Annotated in this window: 26 protein-coding genes, 1 pseudogene and 1 riboswitch; of the genes and pseudogenes, 20 read left to right on the top strand and 7 right to left on the bottom strand. The window is 39.2% G+C overall.

The window, feature by feature from the left end; all coding sequences use genetic code 11:
- Positions 1–7 precede the first annotated feature (7 nt).
- On the top strand, positions 8–1,048 hold the full coding sequence (gene fni / locus HMPREF2802_RS02940) for a type 2 isopentenyl-diphosphate Delta-isomerase (RefSeq protein WP_070502701.1): 1,041 nt from the start codon (positions 8–10) through the stop codon (positions 1,046–1,048).
- A gap of 99 nt (positions 1,049–1,147) precedes the next feature.
- Here fni and gltS read toward each other — a convergent pair whose 3' ends face one another.
- Positions 1,148–2,356, bottom strand: coding sequence for a sodium/glutamate symporter (gltS, locus tag HMPREF2802_RS02935; protein WP_070502700.1), 1,209 nt, complete (start codon positions 2,354–2,356; stop codon positions 1,148–1,150).
- 526 nt (positions 2,357–2,882) lie between these two features.
- Positions 2,883–3,491 carry a DNA-3-methyladenine glycosylase gene (locus HMPREF2802_RS02930; RefSeq protein WP_070502699.1) on the bottom strand — a complete coding sequence of 203 codons (609 nt, stop codon included), beginning with the start codon at positions 3,489–3,491 and terminating at the stop codon, positions 2,883–2,885.
- Between the two features lie 104 nt (positions 3,492–3,595).
- Here HMPREF2802_RS02930 and HMPREF2802_RS12450 point away from each other — a divergent pair, with 104 nt between their 5' ends.
- From HMPREF2802_RS12450 to HMPREF2802_RS02905, 5 genes are all read left to right on the top strand, one after another.
- The gene (locus HMPREF2802_RS12450) at positions 3,596–4,225 is read left to right on the top strand and encodes a DUF805 domain-containing protein (protein ID WP_083307578.1); all 630 of its coding nucleotides are present in this window, start codon (positions 3,596–3,598) and stop codon (positions 4,223–4,225) included.
- 32 nt (positions 4,226–4,257) lie between these two features.
- Positions 4,258–4,848 carry a DUF805 domain-containing protein gene (locus tag HMPREF2802_RS02920; RefSeq protein WP_070502697.1) on the top strand — a complete coding sequence of 197 codons (591 nt, stop codon included), beginning with the start codon at positions 4,258–4,260 and terminating at the stop codon, positions 4,846–4,848.
- Positions 4,849–4,884: 36 nt separating this feature from the next.
- The gene (locus HMPREF2802_RS02915) at positions 4,885–5,496 is read left to right on the top strand and encodes a DUF805 domain-containing protein (protein WP_070502696.1); all 612 of its coding nucleotides are present in this window, start codon (positions 4,885–4,887) and stop codon (positions 5,494–5,496) included.
- 274 nt (positions 5,497–5,770) lie between these two features.
- On the top strand, positions 5,771–6,781 hold the full coding sequence (locus HMPREF2802_RS02910; RefSeq protein ID WP_070502695.1) for an aldose epimerase family protein: 1,011 nt from the start codon (positions 5,771–5,773) through the stop codon (positions 6,779–6,781).
- Between the two features lie 73 nt (positions 6,782–6,854).
- Positions 6,855–7,544 (top strand): ribose 5-phosphate isomerase A, encoded by a 690-nt coding sequence (locus HMPREF2802_RS02905; protein WP_002471854.1) that lies wholly within the window; start codon positions 6,855–6,857, stop codon positions 7,542–7,544.
- 64 nt (positions 7,545–7,608) lie between these two features.
- Here the strand turns inward: HMPREF2802_RS02905 and HMPREF2802_RS02900 are convergent, their stop codons facing one another.
- Entirely contained in the window at positions 7,609–8,892 is a 1,284-nt protein-coding gene (locus HMPREF2802_RS02900) for a peptidoglycan release complex CPBP-like subunit SdpC (RefSeq protein WP_070502694.1), read from the bottom strand.
- Positions 8,893–9,183: 291 nt separating this feature from the next.
- Here HMPREF2802_RS02900 and hutG point away from each other — a divergent pair, with 291 nt between their 5' ends.
- A complete protein-coding gene (gene hutG / locus HMPREF2802_RS02895) occupies positions 9,184–10,119 on the top strand; it encodes a formimidoylglutamase (protein WP_049407523.1) in 936 nt (311 codons plus the stop codon).
- Between the two features lie 206 nt (positions 10,120–10,325).
- Here hutG and HMPREF2802_RS02890 read toward each other — a convergent pair whose 3' ends face one another.
- Positions 10,326–11,195: a LysR family transcriptional regulator gene (locus tag HMPREF2802_RS02890; protein WP_070502713.1), complete on the bottom strand. Its 870-nt coding sequence runs from the start codon at positions 11,193–11,195 to the stop codon at positions 10,326–10,328.
- Positions 11,196–11,502: 307 nt separating this feature from the next.
- Here HMPREF2802_RS02890 and hutU point away from each other — a divergent pair, with 307 nt between their 5' ends.
- The 9 genes from hutU to HMPREF2802_RS02845 all read left to right on the top strand — a co-directional run bounded on the left by hutU (position 11,503) and on the right by HMPREF2802_RS02845 (position 21,310).
- Entirely contained in the window at positions 11,503–13,164 is a 1,662-nt protein-coding gene (gene hutU, locus HMPREF2802_RS02885; RefSeq protein WP_049412315.1) for a urocanate hydratase, read from the top strand.
- The gene (gene hutI, locus HMPREF2802_RS02880) at positions 13,164–14,405 is read left to right on the top strand and encodes an imidazolonepropionase (protein ID WP_070502693.1); all 1,242 of its coding nucleotides are present in this window, start codon (positions 13,164–13,166) and stop codon (positions 14,403–14,405) included. Before hutU ends, hutI begins: the two co-directional genes overlap by 1 nt.
- A gap of 203 nt (positions 14,406–14,608) precedes the next feature.
- A complete protein-coding gene (locus HMPREF2802_RS02875) occupies positions 14,609–15,730 on the top strand; it encodes an amidohydrolase (protein ID WP_070502692.1) in 1,122 nt (373 codons plus the stop codon).
- Positions 15,731–16,050: 320 nt separating this feature from the next.
- On the top strand, positions 16,051–16,932 hold the full coding sequence (locus tag HMPREF2802_RS02870) for an SDR family oxidoreductase (RefSeq protein WP_070502691.1): 882 nt from the start codon (positions 16,051–16,053) through the stop codon (positions 16,930–16,932).
- Positions 16,933–17,068: 136 nt separating this feature from the next.
- Positions 17,069–17,680, top strand: coding sequence for a flavin reductase family protein (locus tag HMPREF2802_RS02865; RefSeq protein ID WP_070502712.1), 612 nt, complete (start codon positions 17,069–17,071; stop codon positions 17,678–17,680).
- Positions 17,681–17,828: 148 nt separating this feature from the next.
- The gene (locus tag HMPREF2802_RS02860; protein ID WP_070502690.1) at positions 17,829–18,392 is read left to right on the top strand and encodes a hypothetical protein; all 564 of its coding nucleotides are present in this window, start codon (positions 17,829–17,831) and stop codon (positions 18,390–18,392) included.
- 6 nt (positions 18,393–18,398) lie between these two features.
- A complete protein-coding gene (locus HMPREF2802_RS02855; protein WP_070502689.1) occupies positions 18,399–18,986 on the top strand; it encodes a hypothetical protein in 588 nt (195 codons plus the stop codon).
- A gap of 128 nt (positions 18,987–19,114) precedes the next feature.
- A riboswitch (SAM riboswitch) is annotated at positions 19,115–19,214 on the top strand.
- A 74-nt stretch (positions 19,215–19,288) separates the two neighbouring features.
- Positions 19,289–20,584 (top strand): Na+/H+ antiporter NhaC family protein, encoded by a 1,296-nt coding sequence (locus HMPREF2802_RS02850; protein WP_070502688.1) that lies wholly within the window; start codon positions 19,289–19,291, stop codon positions 20,582–20,584.
- 216 nt (positions 20,585–20,800) lie between these two features.
- A complete protein-coding gene (locus HMPREF2802_RS02845) occupies positions 20,801–21,310 on the top strand; it encodes an SRPBCC family protein (RefSeq protein WP_002471842.1) in 510 nt (169 codons plus the stop codon).
- 661 nt (positions 21,311–21,971) lie between these two features.
- On the opposite strand, the gene HMPREF2802_RS02840 is transcribed toward HMPREF2802_RS02845, so the two are convergent.
- Positions 21,972–22,499, bottom strand: a complete 528-nt coding sequence (locus HMPREF2802_RS02840; RefSeq protein ID WP_002471290.1) for a hypothetical protein — start codon at positions 22,497–22,499, stop codon at positions 21,972–21,974.
- Between the two features lie 315 nt (positions 22,500–22,814).
- Between HMPREF2802_RS02840 and HMPREF2802_RS02835 the strand changes: the two are divergent.
- The 4 genes and pseudogenes from HMPREF2802_RS02835 (at position 22,815) to HMPREF2802_RS02820 (ending at position 25,610) form a co-directional block, all read left to right on the top strand.
- Positions 22,815–23,756 (top strand): annotated as a pseudogene (locus HMPREF2802_RS02835) (bile acid:sodium symporter family protein).
- A 74-nt stretch (positions 23,757–23,830) separates the two neighbouring features.
- A complete protein-coding gene (locus HMPREF2802_RS02830) occupies positions 23,831–24,760 on the top strand; it encodes a VOC family protein (RefSeq protein ID WP_070502687.1) in 930 nt (309 codons plus the stop codon).
- A 15-nt stretch (positions 24,761–24,775) separates the two neighbouring features.
- Positions 24,776–25,414 (top strand): HAD family hydrolase, encoded by a 639-nt coding sequence (locus HMPREF2802_RS02825; RefSeq protein ID WP_070502686.1) that lies wholly within the window; start codon positions 24,776–24,778, stop codon positions 25,412–25,414.
- A 7-nt stretch (positions 25,415–25,421) separates the two neighbouring features.
- On the top strand, positions 25,422–25,610 hold the full coding sequence (locus HMPREF2802_RS02820) for a hypothetical protein (protein WP_242249979.1): 189 nt from the start codon (positions 25,422–25,424) through the stop codon (positions 25,608–25,610).
- Between the two features lie 134 nt (positions 25,611–25,744).
- Here the strand turns inward: HMPREF2802_RS02820 and HMPREF2802_RS02815 are convergent, their stop codons facing one another.
- Together HMPREF2802_RS02815 and HMPREF2802_RS02810 are read right to left on the bottom strand one after the other, a co-directional pair.
- Complete coding sequence (locus HMPREF2802_RS02815) at positions 25,745–25,930, bottom strand: hypothetical protein (protein WP_002471278.1); 186 nt, start codon at positions 25,928–25,930, stop codon at positions 25,745–25,747.
- On the bottom strand, positions 25,930–26,286 hold the full coding sequence (locus tag HMPREF2802_RS02810; protein ID WP_002471321.1) for a hypothetical protein: 357 nt from the start codon (positions 26,284–26,286) through the stop codon (positions 25,930–25,932). Before HMPREF2802_RS02810 ends, HMPREF2802_RS02815 begins: the two co-directional genes overlap by 1 nt.
- Positions 26,287–26,515 lie beyond the last annotated feature (229 nt).

Raw genomic sequence — 26,515 nt, 5'->3', positions numbered from 1 at the left:
GGCAATTATGAGTGATTTGAAGAGAGAACAACGTAAAAATGAGCATGTGGAGATAGCGATGGCACAACAAGATCAGCCTGTGTCGGACTTTGATAAGATTCGATTTGTGCACCATTCTATTCCATCTATCGACGTGGAGGATGTCGATTTAGCTACGCATTTCGGTGACTTCAAGCTCTCTTCCCCCTTATATATCAATGCGATGACAGGTGGAAGCGAGTGGACGAAACAAATTAATGAGAAGCTTGCACGTGTGGCGCGAGAAACAGGTTTAGCGATGGCAGTAGGTTCGACACATGCAGCTTTGCGTAATCCTGATATGGCGCCGTCTTTCAAAGTCGTTCGCGAAGTGAATCCAGAAGGTGTCATCTTTAGTAACGTGGGTGCCGATGTGCCAGTGGAGAAAGCAGTGGAATCCGTGCGAATGTTAGATGCGCAAGCTTTACAAATTCACGTCAATGCGCCGCAAGAACTCGTGATGCCTGAAGGGAATCGAACGTTCTCTACATGGATAGAGAATGTTAAGGCTATCGTTGAAACGGTAGATGTCCCTGTCATTATTAAAGAAGTCGGCTTTGGCATGAGCAAAGAGACGTTGAAACAGTTGTATGAAGTTGGTGTGCGCTATGTAGACGTGAGTGGTCGTGGCGGAACCAACTTTGTAGATATTGAGAATGAACGTCGTGATCTTAAAGATATGAGTTATTTATCTAATTGGGGGCAGTCGACAGTAGAATCCTTACTTGAAAGTACAGGATATCAGAACTCGATGAATATCCTTGCAAGTGGGGGTGTACGTACACCTCTTGATGTCGTGAAATCTTTGGCATTAGGAGCACGAGCAGTTGGGATGTCTCGACCATTTTTAAATCAAGTGGAAGAACATGGCGTGGATGGTGCGATTGAGTACGTGAATGCTTTCCATCAACACATGAAGAAGATTATGACCATGTTGGATGCGCGCACGGTAGATGCATTGGCGCATGCGGATAAAGTATTGAGTCCAGATTTATTAACGTGGATCGAACAACGTGATTTGAAACTGTAGTAGTTGAGTTGACTATTGAAGCAGTATAAAAAGGAAGGTGACAACGTTACGAGGTGTTGTCACCTTCCTTTTATGCATTTTACCGAAATTATGGAACGTTTAATGCACGAGATTGATGAAGCCCATGATAATCGGCATAGCGAGTAGGTCAATCAAGAACGCGCCGACAATCGGAACGACGAGATAAGCTTTCGGAGACGCGCCAAATTTCTTGGTAATTACGTCTAAGTTCGCCATCGCATTCGGTGTCGCACCAAGTCCATGACCGATGAAGCCACCGATCATAACTGCTGCATCATAATCTTTACCTAATCCTCTAAAGACGACAAAGATAGAGAAGAGTATGATAAAGATGACTTGAACTGCAACGATGACGATGAGTGGAATCGCTAAGTGATAAATCTCTGTGAGCTTGATACTCATTAAGGCAATCGATAGGAAGAGACCGAGTGAAATATCACTGATGTAGTTCACTATCTTCATATCGATGAGTTCGAAATTACCAAATTCGGAAATGTTACGTACGATGACGGCAATAATCATTGAACCTACGTAAACAGGTAAGCTCTGTCCTGTATACTTCGTAAATAAATCTCCGAGATAAGAACCAATCGCCATACATACTGCCACGACTGCGAATTGGACGAAGAAGACGTTTGTCGTTGACATTTTCGCGTGTAATTTCTCATTGTAGTCTACTTCACTGTAGTCTTTCGTTGTTTCTTCAGCATGTTTCGGTTTCAAATTATAACGATTAATTAAGAATTTAACGACAGGACCACCGATGAGTCCACCGGCTACGAGACCGAGTGTAGCAGCGGCAAGCGCAGCTGTAACGGCATTGTCTATACCCATTTCTTGAATCGTTTGACTGTATGCAAGGGCATTACCGTGACCGCCTTCCATAGACATGGAACCCGCAGTTAAACCGAGTAAACCTGGTATATGTAAGACTTTTGCTAAACCTACACTAATAAAGTTCTGACAAAGTGCCATAATACCACAGAAGATAAAGTATAAGATGAGAACTTTGCCACCTAAGCGTAGTAATTTCAGTGATGCCCCAAGACCGATCGTCGTGAAGAAGGCCATCATAAAGAAGTTTTGGATAAAATCTGAATCTAATTTAATTGTGACGATATCTAAAGATTGTAGTATTGCGACAACGATTGCGAAGATAAGTCCACCGATAACGGGTGCCGGGATACACAATCGCTGTAAGATTGAAACATGATTAACGATAAAGACGCCGAGTAAGAATAATAATGCGGCAAGCGCAAGTGTTGTAATCGCATCTAATTCGATCATGATTCATTCCCCCTTTATATTAAATGTGTAGGTTAAGGTAGGGACAGTGCATGATATTGATACTAGATATGTAAGTGATAAAACGCAGCTTCTTTGGAGATGTTTGTTCTAGTCGGTGTGTAGCGCTTTAGAGTTAAGTCAATGAGTTGTATATCATCGCATGTCTAATCACCTTAAGGCTACGGAATTCAATACTAGAAACATAGTATGTAAGAAAAGTAAGGGCTTACAAAAACCCATAATAACTATTATACATATATTAATCATATAAATCTACTTTTGGTTATAATATTAAAAATATCTTTATAATGTGAATTTTTATGTCAAGACGTATAAGTAGTGGGTGGAATGGTAGGCAAGACGATGTTAAAACCATAGAGCTGACAAGTTACGGTAGGTGAAATGGAGATCCAATAATAGCGATAGAGTCGAGCTTATGTTAACACTTTTATTTACAACAAAAGTGATACTACCTTGAATAAGATAACGGTAGTATCACTCGAGTTTGGCTAGCAACGCATCTCTCTTACATCCAAGTTTCGTCAGGGTTCATCATGTCTGACTTGCGCATACGAGACACGAAAGGATTACCTTTAACAGTGAAGCGCAAAGGTTTCTCAGTCCATTCGCCTTTATTTGGAATACCAATGCGTGCATCTTCAACAATATCACGTGGATGCTTGCGATGTTTGATATCAATCTTTAAGCGACCTTCGTTTAATCTTGAGCTATCTAAGCGACGTGGAACATTGAAAGCTTTCGTCCATTTACCTGGACCATTTGTCAATTCATATCCGTCTTTATTGCGATTTTCACGCATGCGTTCTATCCCTTGTTCGGGTTCGACTGCTCGAATCAAGACCCCTTCTGGCACGCCTTCAGTACGAGTGACGAAGTTAATGAGCAGATGCGTGTGCATGACGTGAGCGTAAATGGTGCCACCTAATTTGTAGAGTGATTCAACTTTAGGTGTACGATTACCTTTGAAACCGTGAGCAGCCTGGTCTTGAAAGCCAAGATATGCCTCAGTTTCAACGATGTAGCCTGTATAAGTTTGGTCGTCATCCTCATAAATCACTTGCACACCTAATAAATCTTTAGCCGTTTGAATCGTTTCGTTGTTTATAAAGTCCATATTACGAACCTCTCTTTAAACGTATTTATTTTAAAAATTTTAAATTAATGGTTAAAAAGTTTGTTGGTTAATGGTAATATAATGTTGCGCTAGAAGTCAATTTAATGATTTGTAGAGATAAACATCATGAGGAGTTGAGTTATATGACACCTTCTACTACTTTTGGCGAAGCATTCTATCTATACTGGAAGAACGCTTTTAATTTTAAAGGTCGGGCGAGACGTAGTGAATTCTGGTGGATGGTACTATGGAAATTTATTTTTATAGCACCTGTACTTATCATTAGTATATTTTGGTTAGTAACGTTTTTTTGCGCATTAATAGTAAGTTTACTTACTTGGAGTTTGGATCCTTTAGAAAGCACAAAATATTTTTTAAATATACTCCTATATTACAGTATATTTATTAGTGTCATTACGTTTATACCTTCAGCCAGTCTAACTATTAGACGTTGTCATGATACAGGGTTACGAACTATAATCCCCATTATCTTATATAGTTTATACTTGCTAATTTACATATCTTCACAAGGAACCATTATAATATTAAATATTTCAAATGTGTGGAAGGTGAATCCTTATATTTCTATCGGATCGTTTATAGTATTATGTATTTATATATATTTCATAGTCATCGTTTCACTAGATAGTAAGAAAGGATGCAACAAATACGGTGAAAGTCCGAAGTATCCTTCATCTCAATATGAAGATGAGGATAAAATAAGATTAATTTAATAAAAATTATAATCTGAAAAGGAGATGGTACCTTGAATAAAACTGTAGGCTTTGGCCAAGCATTTAAAAACTTTTGGAAGAATTATGCTAACTTTAAAGGACGCGCAAGAAGAAGCGAATACTGGTGGATGATGTTATGGCATCTCATATTTTCATTGCCACTTATATTCGTTGTTTTCATCGGAACTATATTTCTGGGATTAGGAGCAGCAGAGAATACTGATGATGCGAGTGCTGGATTACTAGTCATTGGGCTACTGCTCTTTTTCATTGCAGGTATATATGGTCTCATCTATTTTCTAGCAACTTTGGTGCCTTATTTAAGTTTATTAGTACGACGATTCCATGATGCAGGACGCGGTACAGTACTTCCAATGATAATTTTCATTATTAGTGTAGTTTTGAGTATTTTTATACAAGTATATGGAAATCTTTCTGGACCAGATTTAACTTTAGACTACATTATAGTTCTAATGATTGTGTCTGTTATTAGTCTTGCTATGGGTGTCTACACGATTGTCATTGCTTGTTTAGATAGTAAAAGAGGCCGTAATCCATATGGTGAAAGTAAGAAATATCCTTCTGAATTATATGGAGATGAATCGAAAGTTACAGTATTTTAAGTAGATATTTAAATTCGTAAAGGAGCGAAAAATTCTATGAGATTTGGGCAAGCTTTCAAAAGTTATTGGAAGAATTATGCTAATTTCAAAGGACGTGCACGATCCAGTGAAGTCTGGTGGATGGCACTGTGGAACTTTTTGATACTCTTACCAATTATTTTGTACTTTATTCTATGGCCTATTGCATTTATCGTTACCATATCAACGATTAATGAATCATTAATATGGATTTTAATCGATACATTTGGCGCAGTGGTAGCGTATGTACTTATGTATATCACTGTCACCTTTATTCCTAATTTAAGCTTACTTTTACGACGTTTTCATGACATAGGGCAACGTGGTATTGTACCGATAAGTCTTTTTGCGATTACATTTATTTTAAATTCTGCATTATTTCTTTATATAGGCGGTTCAGGTTTGTTTAGTTTACATGCTTATAGCACGACTTCAATCGCGGAAAGTGGGACTATCTCTTTGGTAGTCGATATTCTTGGTATGATTGCCCAATGTTTAAGTTTCATTATGTTTATTTATTTTATCATCATTGCTTGTTTAGATAGTAAAAAGGGACGTAATAAATACGGTGAAAGCACGAAATATCCATCGGCACAATATGGAGACGACTCGAAATTAAGTATCTTCTAGTTAGCAATCCTGAAATGTTAGATTTTTCATTGATTATTTTAAAAAATGGAGAGTCTAGGGTTTCAGGATTGTTGTATATGATAAGAAAGCGCTTTATAAGTTCAATATATAGAAAAATTGCATACTAAAATTTGCATGTTCGCCTAGAATTAAATTTGACTAAATTGTTACAATATAGTTAAAGGTAAGTAAAATAAATCTGACAATTAAATACTGAAGATAAAGAGAAGTTTCAGAAGATGTTTGAAGAGTTTGATTGAAAGGAAGTAAGGTTATGTTTGCTGAAATTGAACACCAACGTGATGGCTTAGATTTGATCAAGATCAACAACGAGGAAACGAAGATTGTCTTTACGAATTACGGTGCACGTATTGTGTCATGGAAATACGATGACAACAATATCGTGCTAGGGAATGTCGTCGAAGCGGATGAATTCTATCGAGAGAATCCATTCAAATTTGGTGCTACTGTAGGTCGCTATGGTGGCCGTATTGAGAATGGTCAGTTTCAACTGAACGATACGACTTACCAACTCGAGCAGAATGATGGAGCACATCATTTACATGGTGGTATGAACGGTTTGGATACACGCTTTTTCGACTATGACATTCAAGAGGAAGCCAACCGCGTAAAGATTATCTTTACGACGCAACTTCGTAGTGAAGAAGATGGGTATCCAGGAGATATGGATATTCAAGTCATCCATACGTATGATATGGAACATCGATGGTCAGTAGAGTACAAAGCAACTTCGACTGAACGTACATTATTTAATCCTATTAATCATGTCTATTTCAATTTAAATCGAGATAATAACGTGATTGATAATCATTATCTTGTGAGCGATAAATTGAACATGTATCCGTTAAATAAAGAACGTTTAGTTCAATCTACGCAACCCATTGATTTAACGAAAGAATTCCATACGTCACGCATTCAACTAGATGATATCTTTAATTGTGGTGGCGCGAATATTTGTGATCAGATTAATCAGTTCGGTGGTTTAGATCATCCCTTCGCTCCAGAAGAAGGTCGGATGACAATAGAGAATAATAACTTTTCTTTAGAAGTAGAAACAGATATGCCGAATATCGTAGTTTATACTTTAAATGACAGTAAAGATTGGCACAGTAGTTTCAATATCTATAAGCCGCATTCAGGTTTCACATTAGAAACGCAATGTTTACCTAACGATATTAATATTTTTGGTGAGGAAGCTAAAAGTATTTTAGAAGCAGAGCAACCATTTTACTCAAAAACGTCATATCGTATTACAAAAAAGTAAGGTTTCGTCTAGGACTTTCACACATTCTCATGTACAATAAAGGTAAAATAACGCATGGTAAAGGGGAAGCATAATGGATTCGAAACAACTGAAATTGAGCACATTTGACGATGCTTTGAATCACATTCACGACAATATGGTGTTGGGCATTGGCTCTGGGTCAACGATAGAGCTGCTCGTGCCTAAGATTGCGGACAAAGTTGAGCGTGAAGGTTTAGATCTCATAGGCGTTTGTACGTCGAATAAGACGGCTTATATCGCGAAAGAACGCGGTTTGAAGATCGTGGATGTCAATGATGTCGACCATGTCGATGTCGCGATTGATGGCGCAGACGAAATCGATGGTCATCTCAATCTGATTAAAGGTGGCGGGGGCGCTTTATTTAGAGAGAAAGTGATCGATTCAATGGCGCGTAAATTCATCGTCGTAGCGGATGAATCAAAGACAGTCGATTACTTAGGACAGACGTTTAAGCTGCCCGTTGAGGTGGACAAATTTAACTGGCTCTTGATAGCGAAAAGAATTGAGAAAGATAAGAATGTCAAAGCAATTCGTCGAATGGCTGATGATGTGCCATTTATTACAGATAATGGGAATTACATTCTCGACTTAGTGCTTTATGACAAGATTAACCCTTATGAAATGCATGAGTATCTTATCCATTTGATTGGTGTGTTGGAAACAGGCTACTTCTTGGATACGGCAGAAGAGGCTATTGTCGGTACACAAGATGGTGTGAAGATACAGTATAAAGATGAATAAATAGAAGAAAAGCACTCAACTCGAAATCATGGGTTGAGTGCTTTCGTATGCTTCAAATGTGTGATTAACGGCGATGATCATGTTCGTTCTTTAAGTTAAAAGATGTACGTTCACCGTGTGTGTCTGTTGTGCTTTCAGCCTTATCTTGGTCAGTTCTATCTTTATCAGTTGAACGTTGAATCGTATCTTCACTGTGTTCCACTGAAGCTTGTGCACGTTCGAGTGCATCTGAATCAGTTGAAGTAGCGGCGTCATCTGACTTGTGCGATTCAGACGTTGCTGCTTTCTCTTGTGTTTTTGTTTCTTGCGACTGTTCTTGAGCTGATGCGTCTTTATTGTTTTGTTCTTTGTTAGCTTTTGTTGATACAGCGCCAGCAGTTGCGACGCCAGCGGTTGTAGTCTTAGCTTGGTCATTACCTGAAGTTGTCTTATCTTTTTTGTCAGTAGTAGACGATGCTTTCTTGTGTTTAGCGCTCGCCTTTTTACGAGCATCAGCTGTTTCTAAGTCACTGTCTTCATTTAAATGATCCATGTAATTGTTGGCTTCGACTTCGTCTAAACTTTTACGTGTGAAGAGATAAGTCACACCACGAATGATTAACGTTAAGAGAATATATCCTGCAGCCACAACTGTAGTAGCTAACGCGATCACTTTCATGGCGAAGACGTTGCCTAACTCTTCGTTGAATAGAAAGACGAGGCCAAAGGACATCGCTGCGTGGAATAGCGTTGCAATATAAATCGTGCGACCTTTCGTAGCTCTGATGAGTTCACCTACTAACATACTGAAAGCAAAGGCATAGAGTATGCTATAAAGCGTGTAAGTGAAACTGAATTCTAAGTGCACGTTAACGATGGCGTAAATAATACCAACCACGATAGACGCAAAGAATGTATTGAGTTTCGTTTCTAAAACGTTCTGTAAATAAGAACGGAAGCCAAGTTCGATGATAAAGGCCATAATCAATTGACCGATTAATACCGAAGTGACGGATACAGATAAGTCATCTCCTTGAAGAAGGATAAAGCTATCTGCGAACACGTTGAAACTGACCATGCATAAGATAAAGATGAGTACAGGGAGTATCAACGCGAGAATCATGCGTTCGATTACTTTAAAGCTCAAAGTAAATTTCATGCTTTGTAGTTGTATTTGTCGATGTTTAAAAATAATTATACAAATGATTGCTGCCACGAGTGGTGCAATGGAACGGATATCAAATAAATAGCGCTTCACATGGATGGCGCGTTGGAAATCGCCGAGAATCATATGGAGCACTTCTGTAATAATAAAGAAGATGAAGACCATCATTGCCCACTGGAATCCCGATATTCGTGTCTGTTTCATTATGTACCCTCCAATAAGGTGTTCAAAAAAATTCATTTATTGTTAATTATACATAACAGTGCGTTTTAAATAAAACAGAATAGCGAATTTATCATTGAAATGTAATAGTGTTAACAAAATTTTACCTAAATGAAATATTTAGGGAACGGGAGATTAAAAGACGGTTATCACGGTCGTTCTTTGCATAAATAGTGGCTGGGTTTAGTCACCTTGAAGACGGGAAATTAGAAATTGTAAATACAATGGTGTAAGCGTATACTGAGAGATGTAAAGATTAAAAGGGGGAGCATTATGTATAAAGAACCACAAAAAGATCTTTGGACAGGTCGTTTAGACAGTGAAACGAACCCGAGACAGTTCCGTCATTTCCAAACAGTGAACTTTGGTAATCTGAAAGAAGATGCGCCATCATCTCAACGCAGTGGGGTTGGAATGATCGGTTACGCAGTAGATTATGGGGTTAAACTCAATAAAGGTCGTGTAGGTGCGAAAGAAGGTCCGAATGCGATTAAAGGTGCATTCGCTTCGCTACCGATGTTTGGCGACACTGAAGTTACGGATTACGGTAATGTTGAGCACGAAGATGATCGACCATTAGAAGAGACTCAACAAGAATTTGCGCAACTCGTTTCTCGTTCTATTCAACGTCATCGTCAGACATTCTTGCTCGGTGGCGGACACGATATTGCGTATGCTCAATATTTAGGAATCAGAGATGCGTATCCGGATGAATCAATAGGTGTGATTAACATTGATGCGCATTTCGATACACGAGAAGAGTCTGGTTCAACGTCTGGTACGAGCTTCAGACAGATCCTTGAACAAGATGATAATGCTGATTATTTCGTGCTTGGTATACAACAAAGTGCGAATACGCAAGGACTCTTTGATTACGCAGATGAGAAAGATGTCTCTTACGTCTTCGTAGACGAGCTGTTACATCAAGTTTCTCCTCCAGTTAAGGACAAGATTGAACGTTATATTCATGACCATGATGTGATTATGTTTACGATTTGTATGGATGTCATTGATAGTGCCTTTGCACCTGGTGTGAGTGCAGCGGCAGTATTAGGATTATATCCGCACATCGTATTAGAGTTAGCCAAACGCATCATTCCAAGCGATAAGGTGTCAACAATCAGCATTGCTGAAACGAATCCAACATATGATGTGGACAATCGTACGGCGAAGTTGACGGCGAATTTCTTCCATCACTTTATTAGATAATATAGTAAAAAAGGAGCAGAAATCATGTGGGGTTTCTGCTCCTTTTTTTGCATTTAGATGAAGTTAGCAGCGACGAATATTAAAATATCGCGCACTTATTAATAACTGTTGAGTGGAAGTGAGAAATAGCACCTTATGCTGTATTAATGATTCGCCCACTCTACGCTCATAGCTTTTATTCGATCTCATGCTGCAGATTCTTTCTACTATATATCCCAATATTCTTTACTATATCGAATAATTGATTTGACGTTATCTGAATGCTGACGTTTCTTCAAATAATTGATGTACAATGCTCGACTCATTTTAGGCTTAATCTCAAATGCATCTAAATCGCGTGCATTATAGGATTGATAGTACACGCGTGGGAGAACGGCGTAGCCCATGCCACGGTGTACGTAGTTCAGTGCAGTTTCGAAGCGGTCAGATTCCACAATAATATTGGGGTGAATCCCAATGCGTGTACAATAATCATCTAGATGTTTTCTTACTTGTGAACCTTTATTCGGTACGATGAGCGGCAAATTCTCAATCGATATCGACTGCTTACGTGGGAATTCATCTTTAGGTGTGAGCAAGACGTAAGATTCTTTGTAGAGCTGAATTGAGGCGATATGTTCATGCTTAATTTCTTCATTTGAAATCGCAACATGATGATTAAAGTTGAGCAAGCTGTCGGTCACTTCATTCATATCGTGAACCTCAGATATCATGTAGCGTTGATCTTGATATTCTGCGTGGTGACGTGCGAGCACTTGAGACATCCACTGACTCGTCGACTCTAGTAACGCAATTTTAATCTTGGGTGTATCACTCAAGTTCAAATCATACATTTTCTCCATCGTTTGTTTGTAATTCTGTACAAGCTTGATGGCGTGATGGTAGAACTGAATGCCTTTTTCTGTGATCTGAATTCGTTTCGTCGTTCGGTAAAATAAATCATAGCCAAGCCGTTCTTCCATTTTTTTAATCGTAGCAGTAAGAGAAGGTTGGCTAATATGTAAGAAATCAGCCGCTTTAGTAAAGCTATTATTATCAACGACTGCGATGAAATATTCTAATTGAAGAATTTTTATCATAAAGCACCTCTAAAGTATTTATAGTTTATGTTTATAAATAGTTAGTTTATTTATATTGGTAGTCTATATCTAACTGCGATATAATAAAAGCGTAACGCACTGAAAAATAAGTGAACGAGAAAAAGTGAATAGTTAGAAATTTATGAATTTGTACTCGTCGCTTATCATTTCACGCAACACGTTAATGTCACTAAGCATCAAGTTAACGCAGCAGGAGAGTGAGAGTTGAGTTGTCCGGTGATGACTTGAAAGCTTTCACTCACGGAACAAAGGGTTAATTACAATCAGATGAGGAGTGTATATCATGAGAAAGATTCAAGCAAAGAAAGGTTTAGACATCGAATGTAAAGATTGGGAACAAGAAGCAGTATTACGTATGTTATACAATAACTTAGACCCAGAGGTAGCTGAAAGACCAGAAGACTTAGTCGTATACGGTGGTATTGGTCGTGCAGCACGTAACTGGGAATCATTCGAAGCGATTGAAGAAACATTGAGAAACTTAGAGAAAGACGAAACAATGCTTGTTCAATCAGGTAAACCTGTCGCAGTCTTCAAGACACATGATGAAGCACCACGCGTATTAATCTCAAACTCAGTGCTCGTACCTGAATGGGCAAACTGGGATCATTTTAACGAATTAGATAAAAAAGGTTTAATGATGTATGGTCAAATGACTGCAGGTAGCTGGATTTACATCGGCTCTCAAGGTATCGTACAAGGTACTTACGAAACATTTGGCGAACTTGCTAACCAAAACTATGATGGTAAGTTAAACGGTACAATCACTTTAACTGCTGGTCTCGGCGGTATGGGCGGTGCGCAACCACTCGCTGTTACGATGAACGGTGGGGTAGTCATCGCTGTTGAAGTGGATGAAAGTCGTATCGACAAACGAATCAAGACACGTTACTGTGACGTGAAGACAGATAGCTTAGACGAAGCTTTACGTATGGCTCAAGAAGCGAAAGACAAAGGCGAACCACTTTCTATCGCTTTATTAGGTAACGCAGTAGATGTACACAAAGAAATCTTAGACCGTGACTTCCACATCGATATCATCACTGACCAAACGAGTGCGCATGACCCATTAAATGGTTATGTACCACAAGGTTACAGTGTTGAAGAAGCAAACAAATATCGTGAAGAAGATCCTAAGAGCTATGTGAAAGAATCTGAAGCATCTATGGCGAAACACGTGGAATACATGCTTGAATTCCAAAAACGTGGCGCTATCGCATTCGACTATGGTAACAACATCCGCCAAGTTGCATACAACAATGGCGTAGAGAATGCGTTCGACTTCCCTGGATTCGTTCCAGCATACATTCGTCCATTATTCTGTGAAGGTAAAGGACCTTTCCGTTTCGCTGCATTAAGTGGTGATCCTAAAGACATCGAACGTGCGGACGAAGAAATGAAGAAATTATTCCCTGAAGACGAGAAATTAAATCGTTGGTTAGACTTAGCTTCTGAAAAGATCGAATATCAAGGTTTACCATCTCGTATCGCATGGTTAGGTTACGGAGATCGTGCGAAGATGGGCTTAGCATTAAACCGCTTAGTTCGTGAAGGTGAAATCTCTGCACCAATCGTTATCGGACGTGACCATTTAGACTCTGGTTCAGTAGCAAGTCCAAACCGTGAAACTGAATCTATGAGAGACGGTTCAGACGCAGTAGGTGACTGGGCTGTACTTAACGCACTTATCAACACAGCTGCAGGTGGCTCATGGATTTCATTCCACCATGGTGGCGGTGTAGGTATGGGTTACTCTCTACACGCAGGTATGGTTATCGTAGCTGACGGTTCTGAGAAAGCAGAACGTCGTTTAGAACGCGTACTTACTACAGATCCGGGTATGGGTGTAGTACGTCACGCTGATGCTGGTTATGAAAAAGCTATCGAAGTGGCTAAAGAAAAAGGTATCCAAATACCAACAATTACTAACAAGGGTGATAAATAATGAACGACTTATTGATCCAAAATATCGGCCAATTACTTTTACCAAAGTCAACAGACAAACCGCTAAAAGGTAAAGAATTAGACGAGCTAGAAATTGTTGAAAATGGTACAGTCGTTGTCAAAGACGGCAAAGTTGTTTACTCAGGACCACACACTGACGAGTACGAAGCTGAGAAGACAATTGATGCGACAGGTAAAGTTGTATCTCCAGCACTCGTTGAAGCGCACACTCACTTAGTGCACGGAGGCTCTCGCGAACATGAAATGTCACTGAAACGCCAAGGTGTTTCTTACTTAGAAATCCTTGAGCAAGGTGGCGGTATCTTATCTACAGTTGAAGCTACACGTAACGCTTCAGAAGATGAACTGTTCAAGAAAGCTGAGAAAGATATCTTAACTATGGTAGAACACGGTGTGTTAACAATTGAATGTAAAAGTGGTTACGGCTTAGACAGAGAGAACGAATTGAAACAATTACGTGTCGCTCATCGCTTAGCTGACAAATATGGTTTAAGAATCAAACACACATTCTTAGGACCACACGCTGTGCCGAAAGATGCTGAATCTAACCAAGCATTCTTACAAGAGATGATTGATCTCTTACCAGAAATGAAAGAATACGCGGACTTCGCAGATATCTTCTGTGAAACAGATGTCTTCTCAGTAGAAGAATCTAGACGTTACATGCAAGCAGCGAAAGAACAAGGTTTCAAAGTAAAAATTCATGCTGATGAAATCGATCCATTAGGTGGCTTAGGCTTAGCAATCGACGAAGGTGCGATTTCAGGTGACCACCTCGTTGCTTCAAGTAACGAAGACAAAGCGAAGTTAAGCGACAGTGAAACAGTAGCAGTCTTATTACCAGGTACAACATTCTATCTTGGCAAAGAAGAATACGCAGACGCACGTGGCATGATCGACAACAATGGTGCCATTGCGATTGCGACAGACTTCAACCCAGGTAGTTGTGTAACAAACAACCTTCAACTCGTAATGTCTATCGCGGCATTGAAATTGAAATTAACGCCAAACGAAATTTGGAACGCGGTGACAGTCAACGCTGCGAAAGCTATTGATGCAGATGCAGGTACAATCAACGAAGGTGACACTGCAGATATCGTTGTATGGGATGCGCCAAACCATGAATATATTCCATACCACTACGGTATCAACCATGCACAATACGTGATTCAGAATGGTAAAATGATTGCTGACAACACATTTAGCATCGATGCTAAATAAGTTGAGAAAGTGACGACTTTCGACGAAAAAAGCAGTAGAATATAACACATGCTTGAGAATAGATGTGTAGAGGGACTTTCCAGGAGAAGGTCCCTCTGTTTTTATGCACTAAAAAAGTGCAATTGTATTTCGAATCTAACAAATATTTAGAAAATTGTGTTAGTATAGTATTATATTCAATAACACAAAGAGGAGAGGATAAGATGGTCCAATATCAAGATATCGTGCAATGGAGGAGAACGTTCCATCAATATCCCGAGCTATCTGAGAATGAATATGACACAACGCAACGTCTGAAACACATATTAGAGGAACATAATGTCCATGTGTTAGATTTGCCACTAAAAACCGGACTAGTTGCAGAAGTGGGTCACGGAGATTCATTTGTAGCTTTACGTACAGATATTGATGCGTTGCCTATACATGAACAAGTAACGCATGACTTTGCTTCACAGAATGAAGGTGTCATGCACGCATGCGGACATGATATTCATATGGCAACGATACTTGCAACAACGATGAAGTTGAAAGAGGTTGAAGATGAGTTGAATGGTAGAGTACGCATAATCTTTCAACCTGCTGAAGAACTAGGTTACGGCGCTTCTTATATTACTGAGACGAACGCGTTAGATGGGGTGAAAGCAGTACTTGGCTTCCATAACTATCCATCAATGAAAGTTGGAGAATATGCGATTAAGCCAGGTGTGTTGACTTCAGCTGTCGATCGCTTTGAATTTAAGATTAAGGGTAAAGGTGCACATGCTGCCAAACCTGAACAAGGCAATGACCCTGTAATTGTGCTCGGTCAACTGATCACGAGTATTCAATCTATCGTGAGTCGTAATTTATCCGCTTTCGATGATGCCGTGCTGACTATAGGTGAGGTTTCAAGTGGTAGTACATGGAACGTTATCGCTGATCAAGCCTACATGCAAGGTACAGTTCGTACCTTTGATGAGTCAGTGAGAACGAAGATCAAGCAACGCTTAAATACGATTGCTGATGGCTTAGCACAGACTTTCGATGTCGATATTGAGGTATCGTATGATTATCTACCTGGGGCTGTCGTGAACGACGATGATCTGACAGACCGAGCCGTTAGTGTAGCTAAAGAGGTCGGATATGACGTGACAATGCTGGATGAGCCGTTAACCATTGGTGAGGATTTCTCTGGCTATTCGAAACATTATCCGAGCGTCTTTGCATTGATTGGTTCACAAAGTGATTACGACTTGCACCATCCGAAATATGATCCGGATGAACGTATCTTCGAGTTAGCACCAGACTATTTCGTGACTTTAATACGTCAACTTTTAGACGAGTAAGGTGGTAAAATAGTTGGATTAAACATGTAGTTTGAATCAGCTCAACCGGTTAAAACAGATGTTATACGCCAACATCTGCGACCAATGCGATTGGGGATTGAGTCAGCCCAACTGGTTAAAACAGATGGGTGAGTTGGTAAAATCAGAGACGAGAATCAGTAGTTGCTAGGACGCAAAACAGTATCATAAAGCGTGCTGTCATGCTAGTTGTCATTTTCAATAAAAATCAAATATACCTTATCGCTTCATATTTGATGTATTAATCAAACTTAAACATGGGTAAATAGATAAAGAAATCATACTATGAAGGAGTGTTGATGATGGCAGCTCAAGATCCTAGAACGAAATTTTCAAGTGAGAAATATCCGAAACAAGAACAACCAGTACCTGGCTTACAAAGTAAACTCGAACCGAAACCGGATTGCGGTGAAACATCTTACCAAGGACATGGCCGACTCACTGATTACAAAATGTTAGTGACTGGCGGTGACTCAGCTATCGGTCGTGCAGCAGCGATTGCTTATGCGAAGGAAGGTGCGGATGTGGCAATCAACTACCTTCCAGCAGAACAAGAAGATGCCGAAGAAGTCAAATCCGTCATCGAACAAGCAGGGCGCAAAGCCGTCTTAATTCCTGGCGATGTTCGCGATGAGCAGTTTAATTATGATTTAGTCGAACAAGCGTATAACGAATTAGGCGGATTAGACAACGTGACACTTGTGGCAGGACACCAACAATATCACGATGATATTAAAGGGTTCTCTACTGAAGTTTTCACAGAGACATTTGAAACGAACGTGTATCCTATATTCTGGACGGTTCAAAAAGCCTTAGACTATCTTCAACCTGGTGCAACAATCACGACAACGTCTTCTATTCAAGGTTATAAACCGAATCCTATTTTACACGATTACGCAGCATCTAAAGCAGCCATTATATCCTTGACTAAAAGTATTTCAGAAGAATTGGCAGAAAAAGGCATTCGCGTGAACTGTGTGGCACCTGGTCCATTCTGGTCACCACTTCAAATCTCTGGTGGTCAACCACAATCTAAGATTCCAGAATTCGGTCAGAATTCATTGATGGGCCGTGCCGGTCAACCAGTTGAACTTTCTGGTATTTACGTTCATTTAGCATCTGAAGAAGCAAGCTACACAACTGGACAAGTTTATGGTGTAACAGGCGGCGCTCAAATCGATTAATACAACCTAGAAGCAATTTCATAATTTAAGAAGTACTTTGACATTCGTATCGGTATAGAAATGCATTCTGTATCGATACGTTTTTTATAAACAATGTAGGTGTAGAAGAAATTTGTTAGGAATGAGGGGATGTATGATGAAACAATTTTTAGCAGTGGAATTATCAAAGACTCAGAACTACAAGTTACTTACTGGAGGGATTATACCGCGACCAATTGCGTTTGTGACTACACATGATAAACAAGGAACGTTGAACGCGGCACCATTCAGTTTCTTTAACGCAGTATGTGCAGAACCACCCATGGTCATGATTTCTGTAGGTAGAAAGGATGGAGAACGTAAGGATACGACCTTAAATATTCTCGATAATGAGGAATTTGTCGTACATATTACTGACGAAGAGATTATTGAAGCCGTTAATACGACTGCCGCTTCCCATGCACGCTCAGTTAACGAACTGAACTTTACTGATCTAGAAGTTGTACCTTCAGAATCTGTGAAAGTGCCTGGAGTGAAACAGGCGAAGATTCGTTTAGAATGTCGTTTACATCAATTAATTCCATTAGGTGATGAAATCGAAGGTTCAGATTTAATTATTGGTGAGGTCGTTCACTATCACATTGATGATGATATTTATTACGATGATACTAAAATTGATGCGGAGAAACTCAATGCGATTGCACGGCTTTCTGGCTCAAATTATTCGAAATTAGGTGAACAGTTTACGATTGAACGACCAGAAAGCTAATGATTAGAAGCGGTTAGAAATTATATTCGAAGTTGAGGAGATAGTAGTGCTAAATACATTGTATTCTATAAGTTTGGAAGACAACTTGTAAATGATGTAGGCTTTCAACTATCCTATGGGTGAGTACACGCTATAGGAGGTTATGGTCGTGGAGAAGAGACATCCGTTGTACGGCTTACTTGTCATCTTATTAATCGTTTTTCTAGCTATAGGTTTTTTAACCCATATCTTATGGCTCACAACGCTACTAGCAGTAATGTGTTATCTTTTAATAATTTTCGTTGGATGGCAAGAAATAAGATCCAATATCGCCAATCATGTTATCAATGAACGTCTGGAATTAATTTATCTATGGTATGTGATATTAGAAATAATGATGGGGGCGATTTTTATTGGATTTTTATTTGTAATGTTTAAGCAGTATCAAGAGACTGTATCATTTATACTTCCATCAGCTATGTTAAATGCTTTTGCACTTCAATATTATTTAAAGATGGGTAATAATCATAAATCAGCGAAGAAAGTGGTTTCTCGTAAGATCGTGCGAAGATTATTACCTGTAGTCTTGGTTGGCAATCCGCTTTTAGTTCTTAGTAGTAGTTATATGATGAGTGTGGATTATACAATATTAGGAATAATTGGTTTACTACTTTGGCTTACCTTAATATTTAGTTCTTCAATTTTAGCCAACCGTTACGACATTAAGGAGTAAAGTGCTATGAACTTTAATAGTGTGATTAAATATTATGCTTTATGGAAGTTCGGAGTATGGATCATAGGTTTAGGCCTGTTGGGTTGTAGTGCTATTTTTCTACCGCGCAGTATATCTATCATAATAGCTATCGTGTTCTTGTTAAGTATGACGGCGCTAAACTTTATTAAAGTACGCTGGAACTTATCACAAGGTCACTTAAGGCTATCGAGCGGCTCAGCTTACATTTTACTTATCCTTACGTCAGTGCTTTATGGGCTGCTACTGGGATCATTTATCTATTATGTTGGAAGAGACGAAGACTCTCCAATACTCTATTTAACAGCGTTAGTTACTTTCGTTATTGTCATTTTCGAATATATTTTAAAGGTATCAGCAAATTTAAGTGATGTCATTCAGGTTAAAATGATTTCCAGTCAACAAGCGAAGCGCTGGTTAGGCTCAATATTAATCATCTTAGGAGCATCATTGATTGCTATCTTGATAGGGATATATTATACAAACTGGCCAACAATTACTATTAGCACAATAATCTTTGTTAGTTTCACATTTGTGCTCGTGTATTATTTACGTAAATATCAAGTGGAGGACTAATTAAAGCCATCCTCAAAGTCGTGCAGGAATTGAAGAAACACACAGCAATATAGTAATAATGAAGATAAATATTCACTTAGGATTGACGCAAGATATAAATTCATGTAATGTAAGATTAAATATTATATAGCTTATCAAGAGAAGTGGAGGGACTGGCCCGACGAAGCTTCGGCAGCATGGTCACGCGTGTGCCAATTCCAGTAGCAATGATTTGCTTGAAGATAAGGTTGATAACGAATTCAAAGCTCTTTTCTTCTTGTGAGAAAAGAGCTTTTTAAGTAGAAAGAGGAAGTGAGATGTAAATGGATAACGGGCAGAAAGGAAGTTTATGGGCCTTATCCCCACTCATATTATTTATCGTGCTCTTCTTAGGAGTCGGAATAGCGACAGGTGACTTTACGATTATGCCACTCAACGTAGCAGTCATTGTCGCTGCAATATTTGGATTAATCATCCATCGTAAAGTGCCTTTTAATAAAAAAGTGGAAGTGTTCACGAAAGGGGCAGGACATTCAAATATCTTATTGATGGTGCTCATCTATTTACTTGCAGGTGCATTTTCACAAGCAACGGAAGATATGGGCGGTGTGAAATCGACGGTTAATCTAGGTCTAACACTCATACCTGAGAACCTCTTGATTGTAGGACTGTTCGTCATCTGCATGTTCGTCTCTATCTCAATGGGTACATCCGTAGGCACAGTTGCTGCGATTGCTCCGGTAGGATTCGGTTTAACGCAAGCGACAGATGTCTCAGCAGCGATCACTATGGCCACTGTCGTAGGTGGTGCAATGTTTGGTGACAACCTATCCATGATTTCAGATACGACAATTGCTGCAGTACGTACCCAACATACAAATATGAAAGATAAATTCCGAGTTAACTTCAAGATTGTCTTGCCGGGTGCTATTTTGACGATGATTATTCTCTGGTGGATGACGCGTGGTGTACATCTTGCGCATACAGGTAGCTATCACTACGATTTAGTTAAAGTCATTCCTTATGTTCTCGTACTCATCCTTGCTCTCGTTGGTCTGAACGTGATCGTCGTACTCATCGGCGGTACTGTACTTTCAGCCGCGATTGGACTGATTGACGGTTCCTACTCTTGGGTAGGCTTGTTAAAATCCCTGGCCAAAGGTATCGAAAGTATGGAAGATATTGCGATTCTTGCACTGTTGATTGGTGGTTTAGTAGCGATTATTGAATATTACGGCGGAATTCAGTGGTTGCTCAACTTTGTGCGCAGTAAAGTGAAATCGAAACGTGGCGCAGAGTATGGGATTGCGACGCTTGTGAGTGCTGCAGACATTTCCACTGCAAATAACACGATTTCTATCTTGATGTCTGGACCGCTAGCGAAAGATATCGCAGACGAATACGGACTAGATCCACGCAAATCAGCGAGTATTTTAGATATTTTCGGTGGATGTTTCCAAGGACTACTACCTTACAGTCCACAGTTAATCGCAGCTGCCGGAGTAGCAAGCATTTCGCCCGTTGCTCTCGTACCATATTGTATTTATCCGATACTACTCGGCGTTTGTGGCTTACTTGCCATTTTCTTCAAATTTCCAAAGTTAAAAGAACGTCATTAATGAGTGAGAAACACTGGTAGGACATTCATGTGTCTTATCAGTGTTTGTTTATAGTTAGCGTGATTTTACTACGGTGTCTTTTACCGTTAACATTGACGGCATTTTAACATTAAAGGTAAAATGAATAAGTTGAGACATTTATGGAACTAGCTTAGATAATTGTTGTTACTAAGCAAATTAAGTTAAAATGATTGTGATGGAAGGTGGGTGACAATAGTGGCACAGTATAACGTTGAGAATGAATATGTAGAAATTGAAATTGAACGTATATTTAAAGTGGATCCAGCACTAGTATATCAAGCCTGGATAGACAAAGATTTCTTAAAACACTGGTTCATGACAACCGAACGCACAAATAAGAAGCTAGAAGTGCAGCCTGAAGTCGAAGGGCGCTACGAAGTGGTAGATGTCAGAAAAGGAAAAACAAATCGTGTCGTAGGTTCCTACGTCGCTCTAGAAGAGAACGCTTGGATTGAAATGACAATTGGTATGCCTGACATCAGTGATTCAGAAGATAATATCACAGTGGAATTCCTAGAACGCGAACCAGGCAAGACCCATATGATCTTTACTTACACAGCCTACGTACCGAAAGAACGTCGCTTAACGACACTTGAATACAAACAACTTAAGAAAGAATATCACGATTCAACAGCACATGGTTTTGAAAACATGTTCGACCGTTTACACGAAGTATTAGCTGAGTACGAATCCGAAGAAGAATAATATATTAGAGAAGCCAATCTATGATTCACGGAAGTCATAGGTTGGCTTTTTATGTTGTTATGAAGGTGCCGAGCATAGAGGTTTCAGTTTTACGATTTTTCTGTTCAACATTGAGAACGAATGCGAGGAGAATATTTTATTTGAACTGTCCGTTATCAAGCAAGATTACGGAATTATTTAAGCCCACATTAAGATCGGATATAAGCTGAATAGGCACAAAATGATTAAAATATATACTTTATTAGAAACGCTAATGTAAAGATTAAAAGATGCGCTATAATTCCTCGAAACACTTAAATTAAAACAAACAGAAGAGAATGTGTAAGTATGTGTGGATAAGAATTTAACTTTATGACAAGGTAATAAAGAATAAAGTACTCTAGCAATACAAGTAAGGTGGGGCGACTCTTGAGGGAACAAGGGCGTTTCGAAAATCCATTCATAACGCGCATCAAGCGTTATGAATTAGTTGAGAAGCGACCCCCTAAGAAAGCGCCCCAGCCAATATGCAGTATTGCAAATTAGTAGTAGACATTAAAATTACTAAAAAGCAAATTAGTACAAATACAATAATCCAACGAATACAAATTAGAACCATACAAATTTTACCCACAAAAAATAAGCCCACAGACGATAACACATCTGCAGACCTACACATCCACTACGAAATTCTCTTCACAGCCACGCGAGGACAATACGTCGCACTCAACACATCCACATGATGCGTAGCCAGCTGATAAATCAACTTCGAGAACACCTCAGGCGTACAACACACATCAATACGATGCTTCGTAAACGTATACGTAATATGCTCAGTATTATCCAACATCGTCATAATATCAATAATCTTATCCTTCACAAACGCATCGTGCATACCATCCACATTGAGCTCAAACCGCTTAGATGAGTGCATAATATGATTAGAGTCTAGCAGCTCAACGCCCTCCGATGCTGTGACGATTTGATAAATCGCATAGTTATGGAAACTGAGAAAGCTGACAACATAAGGAAGTTGACGCTTCGGAATATTGATTTCCAAAGCATATTGTTGATTGTCTTTCATAATATTAAATTGAAAAGGGTCGCAAAATTGAATTTGACGACAAAGTTTAGTTAAGCGTTTACGCACGCTACGTTTGTGGAGTCCGTCCAAATTGAGAACGAACGTTTCTGTCTTATCCAAGAACATAGGGGGGACCTCCTCATCTAAGCGAAATATATCATTTCAATTGGCCGCTCAAAGTGGTCAAACGCTCCATTGTGAACGGCGCAATGTTACATTTATCTCTTATGATTTATACTAAATTGTACCACTCTTTAATGATTATAGCACTCGGTCTTTAGGATGAAGTTAAATAAAAGTTACAATTTGATTAAAATAAATTATGAGTTATATAGAGAATTGATATACAGATTTTGAGTAAAGTGGAAAGTATTTTTATTACTAAAGGAAAGAATTTTCAGAAAACAATATTGTCGTTCGTGTTCGCTTGTGTTAAATTCAATGTTATATCAGTTACAAAGGGGAGTTAGGTTAGCAAAAGCGAGTCGATTTGCGACGAATACATTTTTAATATGGATGCTAGTAGCTGCGGTGATTGGATTTATTTTTCCGCAAGCTTTAGCTCAACTCGGAGGATATGTGCCGTATCTTCTCGGCATCGTCATGTTAGGGATGGGATTGACGATTGATCCCAAAGATTTCAAGATTGTCTTTCAAGCACCACGTTCCGTAATCATCGGTGTCATTCTGCAGTATACAATTATGCCGATTTCTGCCTATCTTATCGCAAAATTATTTCATTTACCTGCCGAAGTTGCGATTGGTGTTATTCTTGTCGGATGCTGTCCTGGAGGGACGTCAAGTAATGTCATGAGTTACCTTGCCAACGCCAATGTAGCCTTGTCTGTGGCGATTACGAGTGTGTCTACGCTATTAGCGCCAATCTTAACACCAGCACTCATTTATTTATTTGCGCATGAGTGGTTGCAGGTTTCATTCCTCAGCATGCTTTGGTCGGTTGTTCAAGTCATACTGATTCCGATCGTCATTGGGTTTATTTTACAAAAATTGTTCCATCGCTTTGCGAAAGAAGCAGCGACAGCATTACCTATTGTTTCAGTTATCGCAATTTCATTGATTCTAGCGTCTGTAGTTGGAGGAAGTAAAGAACAAATCTTGTAAACAGGACTACCTATCATCGGTGTCGTTATTCTACACAACGTCATCGGTTATGGCTTAGGCTATGTGCTCGGTCACCTTGTGAGATTGGAACGACCAGACAAGAAAGCGGTCTCTATTGAAGTAGGGATGCAGAATTCAGGTTTAGCTGTGTCGTTAGCGACAGTTCATTTCACGCCGCTAGCGGCAGTACCTGGGGCTATCTTCAGCCTCATTCACAACATTACAGGGCCGATACTCGCGAAATATTGGTCTAAGCGGTAGTGTAAGTTGATTCGGAATTCAATCTTGAATCTCATATGTTACACTTGTTTAAAAGTATTATAGGAGGACGTATTATGGTTGAACTTACGGGGCATCATCATATTTCAATGTATACGAAAGATGCACGTGTGAATAAGCAATTCTATACTGATGTGTTGGGATTGAAGTTAGTTGAGAAGACAGTGAATCAGGATAATCCGAAGATGTATCATCTATTCTACGGAGATGAATCAGGACAACCTGGTACGCTGTTAACATTTTTCGAAATACCGATGGCGGGTGCTATGCGCAAGTCAACAAACTATATCTCTCGTCTATGTTTGCTCGTCCCTGATGAACAGAGTTTAGATTACCATCAAGCGCGTTTAGCCTCCTATGATATCACAACACAACGCGATACGTATCTGGGTTTACCGGCGCTCTACTTTGAAGATAGAGATGGACTATCACTTGTGCTTGTAGCGAATGGCACGCATAACTATCCACACGCTTGGCAACCGTCTAGTGAAAGTACAGTACCTCATGAGTACCAAATCATGGGAATGGGACCTGTTGAATTCACTTTACAAAAGTTAGAGCCTACGCAGCAGTTTCTAGAGTCACGGTTAGGTTATAAGTTAAAAAGTCAGAATCCGCTAGTTTATACGTTAGATTCAGAAGGCTTATATAGTGATATTGTACTAATTCAGAAAGATGGGTCTATGACGAAACCAGGACGAGGCTATGTGCATCATATTGCATTGGCTACACCAAACGCTAATTCATTAGCAGAGATCTACCACATGATTGACCAGTTGCCACATAAAAATTCTGGTATTATTGATCGTTATTTCTTTAAATCGTTGTATTATCGCCAGAATTCGATATTATTTGAGTTTGCGACGACTGATCCTGGTTTTACAGTGGACACTGCAGTCGAAGATTTAGGCAAACATCTTAATTTACCTGACTTTCTAGAACAAGACAGAAGTGAGATAGAAATAAACTTAAAGGATTTAGATTAAGAGAGGCGTTTAAATATGTATAGAGCAGTCATATTTGACTTTGACGGCACAATTATTGATACAGAACAACATATTTTTGAGACAATCAATCGTCATTTAAAAGAGGTGGGAGCTGAACTTATTTCCACAGAATTCTACCGACAAACGATTGGTGGTTCCGACGACGTTTTGAAAGATTATTTAAATCAAGTTGTGGGACAAGAGGGGACTGAACGCGTCTATCAAGATGTACATGAAAGCAGTACAGAATTAGAAATCTTCCCAGAAATTCATTCCTTGATGAAGCAGTTGAAACAACGTCATATTCCTATGGCTATTGCGACGAGTAGCTATCGCCGCGATATTCAACCCGCATTTGATCAACTTGGTTTAGAAGATTACATTGAAGTGATTATCGGCAAAGAGGATGTCGATGAAGTTAAACCGAGTCCTGAATTGTATTTAAGAGCCGTCCAAGCGCTCAATTATAATCCGGTGAATTGTCTGGCAATTGAAGATTCAACGAATGGAGCGGAAGCGGCTACGTTAGCTGGTCTTGATGTTATTGTGCAGACGAACCAAATGACGTCAGCTCACGATTTCAGTTCCTTTAATTACGTGGGCAAAGATATGAGTGCGGACGACATTATTCAACATTATTTTACGAAGGAGTAGCGCGATGATAGGTTATATTCTCTTGTTTTTTGTCGGAGGCCCTTTGGTCTTTGCGATTGGTAATTTAGTGTTAGGACCGTTGTTTAACCGTCGAATTCCTATGCGTGTCCATTTCCGCTCTTTTATCGTAGCAACAGCAATTTATTTGATTCTTGCTGGATTATTCTACTATTTTGTACTGTCACATTACGTGTGATGGCCATATTAAAAGACTTCAACGAACGTGTTGGGCATTTAAGTTATGTCCACTGTCACGTGTTGAAGTCTTTTTGTCGTTATGTAGTTGTAAAAGTAAAATAGTCGCCGCGTTAAAGGTCGACTTTAGTTTGTTTAGTGCATGAGCTGTAGCACAATCGTTAACAATATGAGAACGAATAAAATGACGTCGACGCCTAGAATAATTTTATAACGCGTCGTATTCGCACCTTGAGCCGTAGCATGTTTCAGACCACGATAGTTATTCCACGCACTACCTAGCAGTATAACGAGAAGAACAATTCCAATGATAAGTTTCATTATTTGCCCCCATTTCCACTTTTATTAGCGATAAACTCCCATACATAACCTGCAATGATACCCACTACTAAACCGACGATAATACCGATCTTAATCGTCGCAACGATCGCACCGAGAATGATGCCGAGAAGCATTGCTATCGGAATCGTTACACCGAATTTGAATTTACGCTCAGGCGTGTTGAGCAAGGCAAATAAAGTATAATAAAGCAGGGCAAAGACGAGTGCAGCAAGTACAGATTTGCCAATAATACCTAACGTTGATGTTTCATGCTTACTAAAAATATTGATTAAAAAGAAAAGGACGCCGAAGATGATAGCTATGATCAGCGTACGTAATTTAAGATTCTGTTTCATATTGATACGAGAAACTCCTTTAACTGAATTACTCAAATTATATCATATCTATTAAATTTATTAGACCTCTGCCATTTCTTTTAAAAGTATGATAGAATAAGCATATTCTATACAGAAAGTATCACTGTATTTCTCAAAAAGACACTGTTAAGACTTGCGTATCTTTTACACTGACAATTTTAAAAAAGTTAGAAAAGCTAACAATCGCATGAGCATCACATTGAGTGCA

Source organism: Staphylococcus sp. HMSC071G07 (assembly GCF_001811435.1).
GTDB lineage: Bacteria > Bacillota > Bacilli > Staphylococcales > Staphylococcaceae > Staphylococcus > Staphylococcus pettenkoferi.
This window is presented reverse-complemented; position numbering and strand designations above follow the sequence as displayed.

Excerpts from the sequence above, each read along its gene's own strand:
- hutI (WP_070502693.1), top strand. The coding sequence starts at position 13,164 with ATGAACGACTTATTGATCCAAAATATCGGCCAATTACTTTTACCAAAG.
- HMPREF2802_RS02840 (WP_002471290.1), bottom strand. The coding sequence starts at position 22,499 with ATGTTCTTGGATAAGACAGAAACGTTCGTTCTCAATTTGGACGGACTC.
- hutU (WP_049412315.1), top strand. The coding sequence starts at position 11,503 with ATGAGAAAGATTCAAGCAAAGAAAGGTTTAGACATCGAATGTAAAGAT.
- fni (WP_070502701.1), top strand. The coding sequence starts at position 8 with ATGAGTGATTTGAAGAGAGAACAACGTAAAAATGAGCATGTGGAGATA.
- HMPREF2802_RS02910 (WP_070502695.1), top strand. The coding sequence starts at position 5,771 with ATGTTTGCTGAAATTGAACACCAACGTGATGGCTTAGATTTGATCAAG.
- HMPREF2802_RS02905 (WP_002471854.1), top strand. The coding sequence starts at position 6,855 with ATGGATTCGAAACAACTGAAATTGAGCACATTTGACGATGCTTTGAAT.
- HMPREF2802_RS02850 (WP_070502688.1), top strand. The coding sequence starts at position 19,289 with ATGGATAACGGGCAGAAAGGAAGTTTATGGGCCTTATCCCCACTCATA.
- HMPREF2802_RS02830 (WP_070502687.1), top strand. The coding sequence starts at position 23,831 with ATGGTTGAACTTACGGGGCATCATCATATTTCAATGTATACGAAAGAT.
- HMPREF2802_RS02930 (WP_070502699.1), bottom strand. The coding sequence starts at position 3,491 with ATGGACTTTATAAACAACGAAACGATTCAAACGGCTAAAGATTTATTA.
- hutG (WP_049407523.1), top strand. The coding sequence starts at position 9,184 with ATGTATAAAGAACCACAAAAAGATCTTTGGACAGGTCGTTTAGACAGT.
- HMPREF2802_RS02855 (WP_070502689.1), top strand. The coding sequence starts at position 18,399 with ATGAACTTTAATAGTGTGATTAAATATTATGCTTTATGGAAGTTCGGA.
- HMPREF2802_RS02915 (WP_070502696.1), top strand. The coding sequence starts at position 4,885 with ATGAGATTTGGGCAAGCTTTCAAAAGTTATTGGAAGAATTATGCTAAT.
- HMPREF2802_RS02865 (WP_070502712.1), top strand. The coding sequence starts at position 17,069 with ATGAAACAATTTTTAGCAGTGGAATTATCAAAGACTCAGAACTACAAG.
- HMPREF2802_RS02900 (WP_070502694.1), bottom strand. The coding sequence starts at position 8,892 with ATGAAACAGACACGAATATCGGGATTCCAGTGGGCAATGATGGTCTTC.
- HMPREF2802_RS12450 (WP_083307578.1), top strand. The coding sequence starts at position 3,596 with ATGATTTGTAGAGATAAACATCATGAGGAGTTGAGTTATATGACACCT.
- HMPREF2802_RS02810 (WP_002471321.1), bottom strand. The coding sequence starts at position 26,286 with ATGAAACAGAATCTTAAATTACGTACGCTGATCATAGCTATCATCTTC.
- HMPREF2802_RS02870 (WP_070502691.1), top strand. The coding sequence starts at position 16,051 with ATGGCAGCTCAAGATCCTAGAACGAAATTTTCAAGTGAGAAATATCCG.
- gltS (WP_070502700.1), bottom strand. The coding sequence starts at position 2,356 with ATGATCGAATTAGATGCGATTACAACACTTGCGCTTGCCGCATTATTA.
- HMPREF2802_RS02875 (WP_070502692.1), top strand. The coding sequence starts at position 14,609 with ATGGTCCAATATCAAGATATCGTGCAATGGAGGAGAACGTTCCATCAA.
- HMPREF2802_RS02825 (WP_070502686.1), top strand. The coding sequence starts at position 24,776 with ATGTATAGAGCAGTCATATTTGACTTTGACGGCACAATTATTGATACA.
- HMPREF2802_RS02815 (WP_002471278.1), bottom strand. The coding sequence starts at position 25,930 with ATGAAACTTATCATTGGAATTGTTCTTCTCGTTATACTGCTAGGTAGT.